This is a genomic window from Agrobacterium sp. GW821-FHT14E08, from assembly GCF_058803865.1.
On sequence record NZ_JBXAPJ010000005.1, the window covers coordinates 37,067 to 52,800 of the forward strand.

The window sequence follows — 15,734 nt, forward strand, 5'->3', positions numbered from 1 at the left end:
CCCGGCATATTTGCCGGGCTTTTTTATTGGGGAACCGTACCGTTCAGGGCAAGCGCATTTCCGGCAAGATAAAGCGAACCGCCGATCAGAATGCGCGGTGCCGGCCCTTCGGGATCGAAGCGGCGTGACAATTCATCCAGCGCTTCGGTAAGCGACGACGTAGGGGCGGCCACAAGGCCCGCATCGAAGGCGGCGTGGGCGAGCACGACCGGATCGATCGCCGCATCGGTGCCGCCGATCGGCACTGTGAAGACATATTCGGCGATATCGGCGAAAGCCTTGAAATAGCCCACTGGATCCTTGGTGTTGATCATGCCCGCAATGATGAAGAGCGGGCGTGATGCCTTGTCTTCAAACCCTGCCATGGCTTCGGCAATGACTTCGCCGGCGCCCGGGTTGTGGCCGCCATCAATCCAGATTTCCGCATCCTTCGGGGCCATTTCAGCGATCTTTCCGGTCAGGACGCGCTGAAGACGGCCGGGCCATTCCACCGAGGTCATGGCCTTTTCGATCATCCGTTCCGTCACTTCAAAACCGGCAGCCTTGACGGCGCGGATCGCGGCGGCGGCATTGGCAAGCTGGTGACGGCCGGGAAGCCGCGGCAGCGGCGCATCGGTCAGGCCGAACTCATCCTGATAGACCATGCGGCCGAACTCTTCATGGGCGGAAAAATCCTGCCCGTAGACTGAGACCGGGCAACCGAGCCGCTCCGCTGTGGCAACCAGAGTTTCCAGCGCCGCGTCGTATTCCTGGTGGCCAATGACGACGGGAGAACCCGACTTCATGATGCCGGCCTTTTCGGCAGCAATCAGCTCCACACGGTCACCGAGATAGGCCTGATGATCCAGCGAGATCGGCATGATGACGGACACGGCGGGATTATTGATCACATTCGTCGCATCGAAGCGACCACCCAGGCCGACCTCGACAACGGCCGCATCGGCTGGCTGTTCCGCAAAGAGCACGAACATGGCAGCAGTCAGGATTTCGAAAACCGTTATCATCTGGCCGCCATTGGCGGCTTCGATGCGGCGCAACGCGTCCGCAAAGACGGCATCGTCGACATAACGGCCTTTTTCGCCGGAAACGCCGATGCGATAGCGTTCATGCCAGTTGACGAGATGCGGAGAGGTGTGAACGTGGACGGAAAGGCCTGCGGCCTCCAGCAATGCACGGCAGAAGGCCGTAACCGAACCCTTACCGTTGGTGCCTGCGACATGAATGACCGGCGGCAGCCTTTTGTGGGGATTGCCGAGTTTTTCGAGAAGACGGGAAATTCTATCCAGAGAAAGATCAAAACCCTTGGGGTGAAGCTGCATCAGCTCTTCGATGATCTTTTCGGCCTCGCCGATTGCGGGCTTCGTCATGTCTTCTGTCCGCCTTTCAGGCGTTGTCTTGGCCATTTTGTCCGCCGCATTCGAGATGAAATCATGCAACGTATAGCATCCCCCGAAAGCGATTTGTCGCCTTCGGGGGAGATATTTTTATCAGGCCGAAGCCGCAAGCGGAACGACCGCGTTTGCTTCCGCCGCAGGCGCCTTCGTCATGATCTTGAGAAGGCTGGCGAGCGTATCGGGAATTTCGCGGCGATCGATCACCATGTCGACCATGCCGTGCTCCAGCAGGTATTCCGAGGTCTGGAAGCCTTCCGGCAACTTTTCGCGGATGGTCTGCTCGATCACACGCTTGCCGGCGAAGCAGATTTCGGCACCTGGCTCAGCGATATGCACATCGCCCAGCATGGCATAGGAGGCAGTGACACCACCCGTCGTCGGGTTCGTCAGAACCACGATGTAAGGCATTCCCGCTTCTTTGAGCATGTTCACCGCAACGGTGGTGCGCGGCAGCTGCATCAATGACAGAATGCCTTCCTGCATGCGGGCGCCGCCGGAGGCCGGGAACATCACGAGTGGGCAGCGCTCGGAAATGGCGCGCTCAAATGCCTTGACGATGGCTTCGCCCGCCGCAATGCCGAGAGAACCGCCCATGAACTGGAATTCATGCACGACGGCAACGATCTTCAGGCCTTTCAGCAGGCCGACGCCGGCAAGGATGGTATCTTCCTGCTCGGTTTTCGTCCGGCTGTCGCGCAGGCGATCGGTGTATTTCTTGGAATCGCGGAACTTCAGCGGATCCTGCGCCACCTTGGGCTGCGGCAGAGCCTCATAGACGCCGCCATCGAACAGATCGACGAGACGCGCCTTTGCAGGCATCTTCATGTGGTAACCGGAAGCCGGAATGACCCACTTGTTGTCCTCGAGGTCCTTATGGAAGACCATCTCGCCCGTTTCCGGGCACTTGATCCACAGGTTCTCGGGAACCTCCGGACGGCGGCCAAGCATGGAATTGATCCGGGGCCGTACGTAATTGGTGATCCAGTTCAACTGTCTACTCCTGACTGGGCCGCGCGCTTATTCCGCAGCGGCAAGGCGCGATGCACGCACGCCCGTTGAAAGTCCTTTTACCAGCGTCGTAACGGCCGGTACGGTATCGGCGGTCGCCTGCCCGTCTTTGGTCAGGCTGCCCGCAATCTGGTTGACGATGGCGGAACCAACCACCACGCCATCCGCCACAGCACCGATCGCCTTGGCATGATCGGCCGTCTTGACACCAAAACCGACACAGACCGGCAGTTCCGTATGCGCCTTGATACGACCGACAGCGCCCGAGATCAACGAGGGATCGGGAAGCGCTGAACCGGTAATACCGTTCATCGAGACGTAATAAACGAAACCTGAGGTATTTTTAAGGACGGCAGGCAGGCGCTTGCCATCCGTCGTCGGCGTCGCCAGACGGATGAAGTTGATGCCGCGCGCAAGTGCGGGGATGCAGAGTTCATCGTCCATTTCCGGCGGCAGATCGACAACAATCAGGCCATCGATGCCGGCCGCGATTGCGTCGTCCAGAAATTTTTCGACGCCGTAAATATAGATCGGATTGTAATAGCCCATCATCACGATCGGCGTCGCGTCATCTCCCTTGCGGAACTCGCGGGCGAGATCGAGCGTCGTTTTCAGCGTCTGGCCGCCCTTCAGCGCACGCTGACCGGCCAGCTGAATGGCCGGACCATCCGCCATCGGGTCGGAAAAGGGCATGCCGAGTTCGATGACGTCGGCACCAGCTTCCGGCAGGGCCTTCATGATGCCGAGCGAGGTTTCGAAATCCGGGTCGCCGCCCATGAAATAGGTAATCAGGGCCGGGCGATTTTCAGCGCGCAGATCGGCAAAGCGCTTGTCCATACGTGCAGTCATGATCTTATACATCCATTCCAAGGAACTTGCTGACGGTGTGGACATCCTTGTCACCGCGACCGGAGAGGTTCATCAGGATGATTTCATCCTTGCCCATCTTCGGTGCGCGCTTGATGACCTCGGCCAGGGCGTGGCTCGGCTCCAGAGCCGGAATGATGCCTTCAAGGCGGGTCAGCATCTGGAATGCGTCCAGCGCCTCATGGTCCATGATCGGTACGTATTCCACGCGGCCGATATCGTTCAGCCAGGAATGTTCAGGGCCGATGCCGGGATAATCGAGGCCGGCGGAGATGGAATGACCTTCCTTGATCTGACCGTCCTCATCCTGCAGCAGATAGGTGCGGTTGCCATGCAGCACGCCCGGCGAACCGGCGGTGATGGAAGCGCAATGCTCATCACCCGAAAGACCCTTGCCGCCGGCTTCGACGCCGACGATGCGGACATTCTTGTCATCGAGGAAAGGATGGAAGATACCGATGGCGTTAGAGCCACCGCCGACAGCCGCGACGACCAGATCCGGCAGGCGGCCTTCCGCCTCCAGCATCTGCGCCTTGGCTTCCTCGCCGATGACGGCCTGGAAATCGCGGACCATTTCCGGATAGGGATGCGGGCCGGCCGCGGTGCCGATCAGGTAATAGGTATCCTCGACATTGGTGACCCAGTCGCGCAGGGCCTCGTTCATGGCATCCTTCAGGGTGCCGTGGCCGGCCGTGACCGGCTTCACTTCGGCACCGAGAAGCTTCATGCGGAACACATTCGGGGCCTGACGGGCAACGTCCGTCGCGCCCATATAAACGACGCAGGGCAGGCCAAAGCGTGCAGCGACGGTAGCGGAGGCAACGCCGTGCTGGCCGGCACCGGTTTCGGCAATGATGCGGGTCTTGCCCATGCGCTTGGCAAGCAGGATCTGGCCAAGGCAATTGTTGATCTTGTGCGAGCCAGTGTGGTTCAGCTCTTCGCGCTTGAAATAGATCTTCGCGCCGCCAAGTTCCGCCGTCAGGCGTTCCGCAAAATAAAGCGGGCTCGGACGACCGGTATAGTGCGCGCCGAGATGCTTGAGTTCCGCCTGAAACGCGGGATCGGTCTTGGCCTTGTCCCATTCCGCCTGCAAATCCAGAATGAGCGGCATCAGCGTTTCGGCAACGAAGCGACCTCCGTAAATGCCGAAACGGCCGTCCTCATCGGGACCAGCGCGAAAAGAATTGGGTGTTGGCGCGTCGTTCACTTCAAGCTCCCTTTGGGCCTTTCGACCAATCATTCACCACATCGAAAAATGCGTCGATCATGGACAGATCCTTGACGCCCGGCGCGCTTTCCACACCGGACGATAAATCTAGTCCGCTTGCCCTGGTCTCCGCCAGCGCCTCAGCGACATTGTCCTTGTTCAATCCCCCGGAAAGCATGTAATCCACACTTCCGTCAAGTGATCGCAGGATGGTCCAGTCGAAGGAGACGCCGTTGCCGCCCGGAAGCTCGGAATTGGCGGGCGCCTTGGCGTCCAGCAGAAAACGGTCGGCTATTCCAATATAAGGGTCGATTTTGGCAAGATCAGCGGCATCGCGAATGGAAATCGCCTTCATGACAGGCAGGCCATACAGCGCCTTGATATTCAGTAGCCGTTCCGGGCTTTCATTGCCATGTAGCTGCAGGATGTCCGGTTTGACGAGATCGACGATTTCATCGAGATAATCATTGTCGGCATCGACGGTGACGGCAACCACCTTGGCGGCGCCACGGGCACCTTCCGCCAGCCTGCCGGCAATATCGGGCTCGATGTTGCGCGGGCTTTTTTCAAAGAAAATAAAACCGACATGGGACGCACCACGCCTGACGGCGCGCTCCAGCGCTTCCGGTGTCTTCAATCCGCAAATCTTGATATCCGGTTTCATACCCGCGACCTGACATGAAATGCGACAAGAGTCGAGCCAAATCGCATCCATTTCCGATGGAATGTTTCACGTGAATCCAGATGGCGATCCGCGCTGCAGGTTTCAATCGAAATCGATGGCGTGGAGTTTGGAACCATGGCGTTTCAGCCAGCTCTTGGCTTCTTCCGTGTGCGGGCAGAGCTTTTCACATAATGCCCAGAATTTCGGGCCGTGGTTCATTTCGCTCAGATGCGCAACCTCGTGGGCGGCGAGATAGTCGATGACCTTTTCGGGGGCCATGACGATACGCCATGAGAAGCTCAAATTTCCATCATGGGAACAGGAGCCCCAGCGGCTGCGCGTATCCTTCATGCTGATGGAGCGCACCGGCCGGCCAGCGGTGCGGGCATGAACAGCCACAAGCCGTTCCAGATCCGCCTTCGCTTCCTTTTTGAGGAATGTCGCTATCCGTCGTCTCAGATGTTCCGGCGCGCCGCTGACCTTCAGAACGGCCACCCCATCGGCGTCTTTCGTGACATGTGTCAGCCCTCGCAGGCTGCCAGTATGGTCAATGCGGTGAGATATGCCACGAATATCGATGGTCGCACCCGGACGCAAACCGTCGTCTGGGCTGAATTTCACAAGCTTGCCTTCCAGCCAACCCTGATGCCTCTCGAGAAAATCATCCACCTGGCGGTGATGCAAACCCATCGGGATCGTCAGTTTCAGTGCCCTGCCACCCGGTTCGATGCGCAGCGTAATGCGCGTGGCGCGCGGATTTTCCCTGACCGTAATCGGCACCTGCCTGCCCGCCACCGCAACGGTGCGCTGGCTCGGCGCGACCTTCTTTGGGGCCGGCGACTTCAAGGATTTTCTGAGGAGCGAAAACATGAACTCTTCATAACCGATTCGTCCGTCGCTTGGCCATGCAAATGCGCGGCATGGCCCGCCGTCTGCCCTTAAGCTGTCTGGTGTTTGCGGATGAAGTCCAGCATGCGCGGCACGATTTCCTTGCGGAAGCGCGAACCGTTGAAAACGCCGTAGTGCCCGACATCCGGCTGCATGTAATGGGCGCGTTTGTCTTCAGGGATGTTCCGGCAGAGATCATGGGCCGCCTTTGTCTGGCCAACGCCGGAAATATCGTCGTTCTCGCCTTCCACCGTAAACAATGCGACGTTGCGAATGGCCGCAGGATCGACCGCCCTGCCCCGGTGAAGCATGTTCCCCTTCGGAAGCGCATGGTCGATAAAGACCGTTTCCACCGTCTGCAGATAGAACTCCGCCGTCAGATCCATGACGGCCAGATATTCATCGTAAAATTCGCGGTGCTTTTCAGCGGAATCGCCATCATTCTTGACGAGGTTGAGGTAAAAATCCTTATGCGCTGTCATGTGCTTATCGAGGTTCATCGACATGAAACCGGAGAGTTGCAGGAAGCCGGGATAGACATTACGGCCAAAAGCGGGCTGCGGCCACGGCACCTGCATGACGACATTGTCGCGGAACCATTCAATGGGTTTCGCCTTGGCAAGATCATTAACGGCTGTGGGATTGATGCGGGTGTCTATCGGACCGCCCATCAGCGTCATGGATGCCGGCGCGAATTTATCCCCATCCGCCTCCATTAACGAGACGGCGGCCAGCACCGGCACAGATGGCTGACAGACGGCAACCACATGCGCCCCCGGCCCGATTGCGCGCAGCATCTCGATGACATAGCTGATGTAATCGTCGAGATCGAAAGTGCCCTCACTCACCGGCACCGTGCGGGCATCGGCCCAATCGGTGATGTAGATATCCGCCGAAGGCAGCAGGGCCTCCACCGTCCCCCGCAACAAAGTGGCATAGTGGCCGGACATCGGCGCCACCAGCAGCACCTTCGGACCGGACTGGCGGGCTGGATCAAGTTCCTTCTTGAAATGAAGCAGATTGCAGAACGGATGCGACCAGACGGTCTCTTCGACAACATTGACGGTCTGGCCATCGACAATCGTACTGCCGAGAGCGAATTCCGGTTTTGCGTAACGGCGCGTCATGCGCTCAAAGACTTCAAAACCGGCATCGAGGCTTCTTCCGAAAGCCGTGCTGGAAAGCGGATTGAGCGGATTGTTGCAAGCCTGGCGCATCATGTCGGCACCGGCGCGCAGCGGCGCCATGGCCGCATGGTTCATTTCATAGAGGTGGTAGAACACTGATGACGCCTCCCTCGCGATCACGCTCTTTTTTCAACCATAGCAGCTTTTCGCAGGTGCACAAAATCGAAGGCGCTGGCGGTTTCCCGCCAGCGCCTCACTTTCCGTTGAACGCCTTTGCGATCAGATGTCGGCGACGAAAGTCTGCTTCTGGGAACCGAGGCCTTCAATGCCGAGTTCCACGACATCGCCGGTCTTGAGATAACGCGGCGGCTTCTGGCCCATGCCAACGCCGGGAGGTGTGCCAGTGGAGATGACGTCACCGGGATGTAGCGACATGAACTGGCTGAGATAGGAAACGACATGGGCGACACCGTAGACCATGGTCTTGCTGGAACCATCCTGCATCGTTTGCCCGTTCACCTTCAGCCACATGCCGAGGTTCTGTGGATCGGTGATTTCGTCCTTCGTGACAAGCCAGGGGCCGATCGGACCGAAAGTGTCGCAGGACTTACCCTTGGTCCACTGCCCGGCACGCTCCGTCTGGAAGGCACGTTCGGAAACATCATGCGAGACGCAATAACCGGCGACGTAATCGAGAGCATCGGCTTCCGAAACATATTTTGCCGTCTTGCCGATGACCACGCCAAGCTCGACTTCCCAGTCGGTCTTTTCGGAACCGCGCGGAATGACGACGTCATCGTTCGGACCGACGATCGCCGAGGTCGCCTTCATGAAAATGACCGGTTCCGGCGGTACGGTCGCACCAGTTTCAGCGGCGTGGTCGGAGAAGTTAAGGCCGATGCAGATGAATTTTCCGGTTCCCGTAACGCAGGCGCCGATGCGCTCTTCGTTGAGGACCGGAAGAGTGCCAAGATCGATGGCGGCAATCTTCTGGAGGCCCTCGGGAGAGATGGCGTCGCCGCCAATGTCTTTCACGTGGGCGGACAGATCGCGGACTTTTCCTTCCGCGTCGAGGATCGCAGGCTTTTCCTGGCCAGGCTGGCCAACGCGCATCAATTTCATGGAACTCTCTCCCGGTTGTCTGACAAGGTGATGCATATATGAACGATGCATTCATACTTGTCACCCCTTGACTGCTCCGACTTTCGAAAAATACCTTTTCTCTCCCGGCAATCAAAAGGACATGGCCCGTGACGAACAGCAATTCCCGACAATCAGAATATCCCGTCGATCAACTTTTCCTCGATCGCTGGTCTCCGCGCGCCTTCGACGGCAATGCCATGCCGCAAGAGCATCTGCTGACCATTCTCGATGCGGCGCACTGGGCGCCCTCGGCATCCAATCATCAGCCATGGCGGTTTGTCTACGCACACAAAGATGGCGAGGACTGGCCTCTCTTCGTGGAACTTCTGATGGAAGGAAACCAGCGCTGGGCGAAAAATGCCTCCGTGCTGCTTTTCGTCATTTCCCGCGACCACAATGTCTCGCGCGAAGGCGAGAAAAAACCGTCGGCGACCCATTCCTTCGATGCGGGTGCAGCATGGTTTTCGCTCGCCATGCAGGCGCATCTGCTCGGTTACCATGCCCATGGCATGGCCGGCATATTCAAAGACCAGATTGTGGAAAAGCTCAATATTCCTGATGGGTACAAGGTGGAGGCGGCGGTTGCCATCGGCACGCTGACCGACAAGACCGTTCTTCCCGATGATCTGGCGGAACGGGAAGTGCCGAGCAAGCGCCTTCCCCTTTCGGACGTCGCTTTCAAGGGGCGTTTTACCGGTAAGGCCGATTGATATCCGAGCATCCATATTAACAAAAAGGCCCGGCGGAAAACGACCGCCGGGCCTTTTGCTAAAGTTTCGTTTCACGTGAATCGTTACGTGAGACGCTCCACAGTATTAAATGTCGAGGTTGGCAACGCTCAGGGCATTTTCCTGAATGAAGTCACGGCGCGGCTCCACCTCGTCACCCATCAGGCGGGCAAACAGGCCATCGGCATCGGTCGCATCATTGACCTTGACCTGCAGAAGCGAGCGGACATTGGCGTCAAGCGTCGTTTCCCAAAGCTGCTCGGCATTCATTTCGCCAAGACCCTTGTAACGCTGCATGGAAAGCCCCTTGCGGCCGGCAGCGAAAATCGCATCCAGAAGCGCACGCGGACCTGGCAGTTCCATGGTGCCGTCCTTGCGTTGCAGAACCGGCGGCGTCACGTAGATGTCGCGCGTGCGGGCTGCAAGCTGATCGATGTGACGGGCATCGGCCGAACCGATGAGACCCATATCCAGCGTCGAAACTTCCTTGACGCCGCGAACCATGCGCTCGAAGCGCAGTCCGCCATCATCCAGCACCGTACCAGTCCAGCCACGTTCGGTTTCTTCCGCAATCATGTCGAGACGGCGGGCAACTTCGGCAACCGTTTCCTCGGCACGCGCCGCATTTGCCGAAAGCTCGGGGTTGAGCGCGCCGGCAATGGCGGCCTGTTCCACAATCGAGCGGCTGTAGCGGGAATGCAGACCATCGATCAGCGAGCGCATGCGCAGCGCATCGAGAATAACTTCGCGAAGATCGGCGCCAACGCGAACCTCACCGGTGCCGAGGGTCAGCGATGCTTCCTCAAGACCCATGGAAATGAGGTATTCTTCCAGCGCCTTCTCATCCTTGAGGTACTGCACGGACTTTCCGCGCGTCACTTTATAAAGCGGTGGCTGGGCGATATAGAGATGGCCGCGCTCGATCAGTTCCGGCATCTGGCGGAAGAAGAAGGTCAAAAGCAGGGTACGGATATGGGCGCCGTCAACGTCAGCGTCCGTCATGATGATGATCTTGTGGTAACGCAGCTTGTCGGCGTTGAACTCGTCCTTGCCGATCGACGTGCCAAGCGCGGTGATCAGCGTGCCGATTTCCTGGCTGGACAACATCTTGTCGAAACGCGCGCGCTCGACATTCAGGATCTTGCCGCGCAGCGGCAGGATGGCCTGGGTTTCGCGCGAGCGGCCCTGCTTGGCCGAACCGCCGGCGGAGTCACCCTCGACGAGGAAGAGTTCAGATTTCGCGGGATCGCGCTCGGAGCAGTCGGCTAGCTTGCCGGGCAGAGAGGCGATATCGAGCGCACCCTTGCGACGCGTCAGTTCGCGCGCCTTGCGGGCGGCTTCGCGGGCGACGGCCGCTTCCACGACCTTGCCGACAAGGATCCTTGCATCGGAAGGATGTTCTTCCAGCCAGGTAGACAGGGCCTCGTTGACGAGGCTTTCCACGACCGGGCGCACTTCGGACGAAACCAGCTTGTCCTTCGTCTGCGAGGAAAACTTGGGATCGGGAACCTTGACGGAGAGAATGGCCGTCAGACCTTCACGGCAGTCTTCACCCTGCAGGCTTACCTTTTCCTTTTTCAGGATGCCTGATGTTTCGGCATAAGAAGTCACCTGGCGTGTCAGCGCCGCACGGAAACCGGCCATATGGGTGCCGCCATCGCGCTGGGGAATGTTGTTGGTAAAGCAGAGCACGTTTTCATGGTAGCTGTCGTTCCACCACAGTGCGACCTCGACAGTGATACCGTCCTTCTCGCCCTTGATGGCAACAGGCTTATCCACCAGCGGCTTCTTGGCACGGTCGAGATAACGGACGAAGGCTTCAAGCCCGCCGTCATATAGCAGCTCTTCCTGCTTGATATCGGAATGGCGCTTGTCGGTGAGCAGGATGCGCACGCCGGAATTCAGGAATGCGAGTTCGCGCAGGCGATGCTCCAGCGTGCCGTAATCGTAGTCCGTCATGGTGAAGGTCTGCGGGCTGGCCAGGAAAGTGACCTCCGTTCCCGAGCGGCCTTCATATTCACCGATGACCGAGAGCGGCGCATCGGCGACACCGTGGGTGAAGCCGATTTCGTGCAGCTTGCCATTGCGGCGGATTCTGAGCTTCAGCCAGACGGAAAGCGCATTCACCACCGAGACGCCCACGCCGTGCAGACCGCCGGAAACCTTGTAGGAGTTCTGGTCGAATTTTCCGCCCGCATGCAGCTGGGTCATGATGACTTCGGCTGCGGAAACGCCTTCGGAGGAGTGGATGTCGGTCGGAATACCGCGTCCATTATCCGTCACCGTCACCGATCCGTCGGCATTCAGCGTCACCGTCACCAGATCGGCGTGGCCCGCGAGTGCTTCATCGATGGCGTTGTCGACCACTTCGTAGACCATGTGATGCAGGCCGGAACCGTCATCGGTATCGCCGATATACATGCCGGGCCGTTTGCGCACGGCATCAAGACCCTTGAGGACCTTGATCGAATCGGCTCCATATTCCGTGTTTGCGCCGACTTCGCTTGACGATGTTTCGGTCATAAGTACTCTTTCCAAAGTTTTCCTGGCCAAGTTTTCAGTGAGAAGGCCTGAAGCCAGCGAATCACTCAAATCCGACATGCGACTATAGAAATTCTACACCCAATCCCAAAGGCCGCATGCTTCCGGATGCTGCATAAAGCAGGGGATAGAGGGGTTTCAATCGCAAGAACGGCTTTTTTGCAGCACCGCTGACAGTTCCTCTATCATACTCGGCGGCAGCTTGCGAATATCCCGCGCCAGACGATTGGCGAAAGCCGTATATTGCGGCGGAAGGCCTATCGTGTCGATCACCACTTTCGGGTCGGACGAGCCGGCGAGAAAGAACAATTCCTCCGCCTCGTCCCAGATAATATTGAAATATCCGGCAATGCGCTGAAGCAGATCAAAGCTCGGCTTGCCACGCTTGCCGTGCTCCAGTGCCGAGAGATAGGCTGGCGATACGCCGATGGCCGCCGCCATTTCCTTCTGCGTTACGCCCTTGCGTTCGCGAAGCTGTCGCACCGCCTCGGCAAAGGGCGTCATGATTTGTCACCCCTGCGGCGTGCCAGCCGCACGTAGAGCGCGCCGTCGCCGCCATGATTGGCAGATGCATCCTCGTAGGACGAAATCAAATGGCGATATTCGGGTTTGGAGAACCACATGGGTACCGCCCTCTTCAGCGCGCCGTCGCTGCCGATGGAACGGCCCTTGCCGGTAATGACCAGCACATGCCGGAGACCACGTTCATGTGCGCGCAGCAGAAAATCAAGCAGAACCGCATGGGCCTCGCTTTGAAACATGCCGTGCAGATCGATCCGCCCTTCCAGCGGCAGCCTGCCGCGGGTGAGCTTGCGCTTGACCGGTTTTTCCAGCGGCTGATGAATTCGGGGTTTCTTGTCCGGCGAAGCGGGCGGCACCTCCGCCGGCTCTGCGAGCATGCGCGGAAAGAGACCCTTGCCCGTTTGCGGAACCACAGGCTCGGCCGGGGTTTCCTCGAGATCGTCGAAAGCCAGCAAATCCTCCAGCCTGCCGGAAATCGGCCGCGCTGTCCGTGCGACCTTACCCCACAGGATGCGTTCTTCCTTGCCAAGCTTTCGACTGCCCTTCATCGCCGATACCTTTCCGCAGCAACACGTGGCAGCAGTATATAAAAATCGGCGTCGTTGCGCACCGTACCGGCAAGTTCACCGGCTTCGAAACCGGAGCCGGTGAAAATATCACCGCGCGCCGGTCCGACGATGGCCGACCCCGTATCGAGCGCCAGCATCAGCCGGGCGAATGGTTTTCCGTCATCCAGATGGGTCAATGACGGCGCATGGATGAAAAAGGGAAAACCGAATGTGTGGATGAGCCTGTCCACCGCAAGCGCCCGGCCGGCGACCAACGGCACCTTGGCGGCGGCAATGGGTCCCATATCCTCTTCGGCAACATCCGCTTCCCGGAAAAAAATATAGGAGCGGTTATGCCAGAGCACGCCATCCACGTCGTCGGGATGATCGGCGAGCCATTTGCGGATCGTCTGCATCGAGACGGTTTTGGGATCGAGTTCTCCGCGATCCAGAAGCAGCCGGCCTATCGGCGAAAACGGATGCCCGGCTTTCGCCGCATAGGTTACCCGTTTTACCGCACCATCTGGAAACACCAGACGGGCGGCGCCCTGAACGTGGACGAAGAACAGGTCGACCTTTGATTTCGCCCAGGCGATCTCAAGACCCCTGCCCTCCAGATATCCTTCATCCATGGCGCGACGGTCGGGAAAATAGGAAATCCCGTCTTCGCCTTCTTTGCCAAAAGCATAGGTCGGATCGAAACCGGCGGGACGATTATCGTCGCCGATATCCACCAGTTCCGGTGGCCTGCGATAGATTGGATAACGCCAGATTTCGTCCGGGGTGGAAGACACTTCCAGTTCCGGTTCGTAAAAGGCGGTAACAAAACCGCTCTTTCCCTGAGCAGGAGAAATCTTGAAGGCAACGCAATTGGTTTCGAAAAAGCGGCGCGCCTGTTCGGGGCTATCCGCTTCGAAGCCTTCGGCGGCTTCCAGAAGTGAAACCAGTTCCCCAGCGGTGACGCCGAGCGCGCCGGTCCTGTAGGGTTTCGCATTACGCAGATGCGACAGGATCGTTCCCATGGCTGCAAAAAGCTCGCTGGGATCGTCCTCCCGCCACCCTGGCAGATCGCGGAAAGACACTTCGTCGATTGAAAAAGGCGTGCTCATTGCTCGGATTCGGTAGCGATCAGCTTCCAGTTCGGATCGCGCGAACGAATGTCACGCGAGAAGGTCCAGATGTCATCCACTTCCGCAACCGCGTCCGGATCGCCATCCACCAGCTTGCCATCTTTATCATAGGTGGCCGAAATGAGCTGGCTGACCAGCCTCAACGTGATCTGCACTTCGGAATCGCGGACGGCCGCCTGGGTGATATCGGCCTTTTCGATGCCGACGAAGGTGGACTTCACGACCTCGCCGCGACTTTCGCGCTCGGAAATGGCTGCATCGAAACCGTCAAAAACCTCCTTCGACAGAAGGTTCTTCAGCGTCTTGCGGTCGCCATCGGCAAAACCCATGACAATCATTTCATAGGCCATACGAGCGCCGTTCAGGAACTCCTTCGGGCGGAATGTCGGATCCTTGGTCATCACCTCTCTGAGGGAGGTATTCAATGCCGAGTCCGCGGGCGCAAGGGCATCAGCTTCGGCAAAGCGGTTTTCATCCTCCGCCTCGCCGCGCTTCGGCAGGGTCACGACCTTGTTATCGTCCGTGACGGGACCTTTCGCGACGTCGCGCGGGCTATAGGGATCGAATGGCGGCTTCTCATTGCCCGTTCGGCGACCGAGAACGCTACGCAGCTGAAAGAAGATCAGCACCGCTGCAACGAGAAAAAACAATGTGATAAAGTCGCTAAAGCCCATCTTTCACCAAAACCGCCATTTAAATTCGAAAACCACACCATCATATAGTCTGCATCTTACCATCATTCAAATGTGCAGATTCAATCATCGGTGTTCTCGCGAACCGGCAATCTGCCAGAGATGCACACGCAAGGCTAGAAGATGCGTTTTTCCTTTCTCCCCATCGTCATCCTGATGATGCCCATCCTCGAAATTGCCGGCTTCATCATTGTCGGCAAGGCGATTGGTTTATGGCTGACATTGGCGCTCGTCCTGTTCACGTCGTTTCTCGGGCTCTTGATCCTGCGTCTCGGTGGCATCGGCATGGTGAGAAATCTCCAGGCCGCCGGACGTACCGGTGCCCAGCCGGCAGATGAACTGGTCAATGGCGCCATGCGGGTTGTCGCCGGTATCCTGCTTTTCATTCCCGGTTTTATCACCGACATCCTCGGCCTTCTGCTGTTGTCGAAAACGGTGCGGCGCTTTTTCTGGAAAGCCTTCGGGCCGCGTGTCGTGGTTGCGGGGTCGTTTCGCCAGTCCGGCAGCCAGTCCGGTCCTCAGCCCGGCGATTTTTCCGGGTTCCGCAATGATCAAAGACAGAGCGGGAATTCCAAGGTCGTAGACCTCGACGAGGAAGAGTTTCACCGCGAAGGGCCAAAGGATTCTCCCTGGTCGAGCAAGCCGGATGATCGCGACCTGCCCAAACCCTGAAGGCGCGGCGGAACGGACGCCGGGGCCGGCTCGCGAAGGGTTGTAAGGCTCGGGTCGAAATGATAGACCGCCTTCCACGAATTCACGCCGCGAGGAAACGTAATGACCGCTGAAAATGGTGCACAGGGCGCAGTAAGTCCTTCCCTGAATATTCTTACCCAGTACATCAAGGATCTTTCCTTCGAAAATCCGGGCGCTCCTCGTTCGCTTCAGGCCCGTGAAAACGCGCCGTCGATCAACATCAATGTCAATGTCAACGCAAACCCGATCTCGGGTTCGGATTTTGACGTTGTTCTGGCGCTGAATGCGGAAGCCAAGGATGGCGACAAGGTTCTGTTTGCGGCCGAGCTGGTTTATGGCGGCGTGTTCCGCATTGCCGGTTTCCCGCAGGAACATATGCTGCCGGTGCTGTTCATCGAATGCCCCCGCCTGCTGTTCCCCTTCGCGCGCCAGATCATCGCGGATGTCACCCGCAACGGTGGCTTCCCGCCGCTGATGATCGATCCGATCGATTTCGCGCAGATGTTCGCTCAGCGCGTTGCCGAAGAACAGGCGAGAGCCAAGGTTCAGGCCGTACCGAACTGAACGGCGCATATCGCGTTT

Annotated in this window: 16 protein-coding genes; 3 read left to right on the forward strand and 13 right to left on the reverse strand. The window is 58.4% G+C overall.

The window, feature by feature from the left end; all coding sequences use genetic code 11:
* Positions 1 to 23 precede the first annotated feature (23 nt).
* The 8 genes from AC1ROR_RS18325 to AC1ROR_RS18360 all read right to left on the reverse strand — a co-directional run bounded on the left by AC1ROR_RS18325 (position 24) and on the right by AC1ROR_RS18360 (position 8,277).
* Positions 24 to 1,403, reverse strand: coding sequence for a bifunctional folylpolyglutamate synthase/dihydrofolate synthase (locus AC1ROR_RS18325; protein ID WP_498590293.1), 1,380 nt, complete (start codon positions 1,401 to 1,403; stop codon positions 24 to 26).
* Between the two features lie 84 nt (positions 1,404 to 1,487).
* Positions 1,488 to 2,384 carry an acetyl-CoA carboxylase, carboxyltransferase subunit beta gene (gene accD / locus AC1ROR_RS18330; protein ID WP_035221996.1) on the reverse strand — a complete coding sequence of 299 codons (897 nt, stop codon included), beginning with the start codon at positions 2,382 to 2,384 and terminating at the stop codon, positions 1,488 to 1,490.
* A gap of 27 nt (positions 2,385 to 2,411) precedes the next feature.
* Positions 2,412 to 3,251, reverse strand: a complete 840-nt coding sequence (gene trpA, locus AC1ROR_RS18335; protein WP_080853285.1) for a tryptophan synthase subunit alpha — start codon at positions 3,249 to 3,251, stop codon at positions 2,412 to 2,414.
* 4 nt (positions 3,252 to 3,255) lie between these two features.
* Positions 3,256 to 4,476, reverse strand: coding sequence for a tryptophan synthase subunit beta (gene trpB / locus AC1ROR_RS18340; RefSeq protein ID WP_003521170.1), 1,221 nt, complete (start codon positions 4,474 to 4,476; stop codon positions 3,256 to 3,258).
* A gap of 1 nt (position 4,477) precedes the next feature.
* Positions 4,478 to 5,140, reverse strand: a complete 663-nt coding sequence (locus AC1ROR_RS18345; RefSeq protein WP_498590294.1) for a phosphoribosylanthranilate isomerase — start codon at positions 5,138 to 5,140, stop codon at positions 4,478 to 4,480.
* 102 nt (positions 5,141 to 5,242) lie between these two features.
* Positions 5,243 to 6,010, reverse strand: a complete 768-nt coding sequence (locus tag AC1ROR_RS18350; RefSeq protein WP_498590295.1) for a M48 family metallopeptidase — start codon at positions 6,008 to 6,010, stop codon at positions 5,243 to 5,245.
* A gap of 68 nt (positions 6,011 to 6,078) precedes the next feature.
* Positions 6,079 to 7,311, reverse strand: coding sequence for a polyhydroxyalkanoate depolymerase (locus AC1ROR_RS18355; protein WP_498590296.1), 1,233 nt, complete (start codon positions 7,309 to 7,311; stop codon positions 6,079 to 6,081).
* Positions 7,312 to 7,434: 123 nt separating this feature from the next.
* Positions 7,435 to 8,277, reverse strand: a complete 843-nt coding sequence (locus AC1ROR_RS18360; protein ID WP_498590297.1) for a fumarylacetoacetate hydrolase family protein — start codon at positions 8,275 to 8,277, stop codon at positions 7,435 to 7,437.
* Between the two features lie 128 nt (positions 8,278 to 8,405).
* Between AC1ROR_RS18360 and AC1ROR_RS18365 the strand changes: the two genes are divergently transcribed.
* Entirely contained in the window at positions 8,406 to 9,008 is a 603-nt protein-coding gene (locus AC1ROR_RS18365; RefSeq protein ID WP_498590298.1) for a nitroreductase family protein, read from the forward strand.
* A gap of 105 nt (positions 9,009 to 9,113) precedes the next feature.
* Here the strand turns inward: AC1ROR_RS18365 and gyrB are convergent, their stop codons facing one another.
* The 5 genes from gyrB to AC1ROR_RS18390 all read right to left on the reverse strand — a co-directional run bounded on the left by gyrB (position 9,114) and on the right by AC1ROR_RS18390 (position 14,441).
* Entirely contained in the window at positions 9,114 to 11,549 is a 2,436-nt protein-coding gene (gene gyrB / locus AC1ROR_RS18370; protein WP_035221980.1) for a DNA topoisomerase (ATP-hydrolyzing) subunit B, read from the reverse strand.
* A gap of 156 nt (positions 11,550 to 11,705) precedes the next feature.
* A complete protein-coding gene (locus tag AC1ROR_RS18375) occupies positions 11,706 to 12,071 on the reverse strand; it encodes a helix-turn-helix domain-containing protein (protein ID WP_003492812.1) in 366 nt (121 codons plus the stop codon).
* Entirely contained in the window at positions 12,068 to 12,637 is a 570-nt protein-coding gene (locus tag AC1ROR_RS18380; protein ID WP_498590299.1) for a Smr/MutS family protein, read from the reverse strand. Before AC1ROR_RS18380 ends, AC1ROR_RS18375 begins: the two co-directional genes overlap by 4 nt.
* Positions 12,634 to 13,746 (reverse strand): murein transglycosylase A, encoded by a 1,113-nt coding sequence (gene mltA / locus AC1ROR_RS18385; protein ID WP_498590300.1) that lies wholly within the window; start codon positions 13,744 to 13,746, stop codon positions 12,634 to 12,636. The genes AC1ROR_RS18380 and mltA overlap by 4 nt, the downstream gene beginning before the upstream one ends.
* Positions 13,743 to 14,441, reverse strand: a complete 699-nt coding sequence (locus AC1ROR_RS18390; protein ID WP_498590301.1) for a Tim44/TimA family putative adaptor protein — start codon at positions 14,439 to 14,441, stop codon at positions 13,743 to 13,745. The genes mltA and AC1ROR_RS18390 overlap by 4 nt, the downstream gene beginning before the upstream one ends.
* 141 nt (positions 14,442 to 14,582) lie before the next feature.
* Here AC1ROR_RS18390 and AC1ROR_RS18395 point away from each other — a divergent pair, with 141 nt between their 5' ends.
* Positions 14,583 to 15,131: an FxsA family protein gene (locus tag AC1ROR_RS18395; RefSeq protein ID WP_080836346.1), complete on the forward strand. Its 549-nt coding sequence runs from the start codon at positions 14,583 to 14,585 to the stop codon at positions 15,129 to 15,131.
* Positions 15,132 to 15,233: 102 nt separating this feature from the next.
* The gene (secB, locus tag AC1ROR_RS18400) at positions 15,234 to 15,716 is read left to right on the forward strand and encodes a protein-export chaperone SecB (protein WP_035221967.1); all 483 of its coding nucleotides are present in this window, start codon (positions 15,234 to 15,236) and stop codon (positions 15,714 to 15,716) included.
* The last annotated feature ends 18 nt before the right edge of the window (positions 15,717 to 15,734 follow it).

Excerpts from the sequence above, each read along its gene's own strand:
- AC1ROR_RS18325 (WP_498590293.1), bottom strand. The coding sequence starts at position 1,403 with ATGGCCAAGACAACGCCTGAAAGGCGGACAGAAGACATGACGAAGCCC.
- trpA (WP_080853285.1), bottom strand. The coding sequence starts at position 3,251 with ATGACTGCACGTATGGACAAGCGCTTTGCCGATCTGCGCGCTGAAAAT.
- AC1ROR_RS18345 (WP_498590294.1), bottom strand. The coding sequence starts at position 5,140 with ATGAAACCGGATATCAAGATTTGCGGATTGAAGACACCGGAAGCGCTG.
- AC1ROR_RS18350 (WP_498590295.1), bottom strand. The coding sequence starts at position 6,010 with ATGTTTTCGCTCCTCAGAAAATCCTTGAAGTCGCCGGCCCCAAAGAAG.
- AC1ROR_RS18360 (WP_498590297.1), bottom strand. The coding sequence starts at position 8,277 with ATGAAATTGATGCGCGTTGGCCAGCCTGGCCAGGAAAAGCCTGCGATC.
- gyrB (WP_035221980.1), bottom strand. The coding sequence starts at position 11,549 with ATGACCGAAACATCGTCAAGCGAAGTCGGCGCAAACACGGAATATGGA.
- AC1ROR_RS18375 (WP_003492812.1), bottom strand. The coding sequence starts at position 12,071 with ATGACGCCCTTTGCCGAGGCGGTGCGACAGCTTCGCGAACGCAAGGGC.
- AC1ROR_RS18380 (WP_498590299.1), bottom strand. The coding sequence starts at position 12,637 with ATGAAGGGCAGTCGAAAGCTTGGCAAGGAAGAACGCATCCTGTGGGGT.
- mltA (WP_498590300.1), bottom strand. The coding sequence starts at position 13,746 with ATGAGCACGCCTTTTTCAATCGACGAAGTGTCTTTCCGCGATCTGCCA.
- AC1ROR_RS18390 (WP_498590301.1), bottom strand. The coding sequence starts at position 14,441 with ATGGGCTTTAGCGACTTTATCACATTGTTTTTTCTCGTTGCAGCGGTG.
- AC1ROR_RS18395 (WP_080836346.1), top strand. The coding sequence starts at position 14,583 with ATGCGTTTTTCCTTTCTCCCCATCGTCATCCTGATGATGCCCATCCTC.
- secB (WP_035221967.1), top strand. The coding sequence starts at position 15,234 with ATGACCGCTGAAAATGGTGCACAGGGCGCAGTAAGTCCTTCCCTGAAT.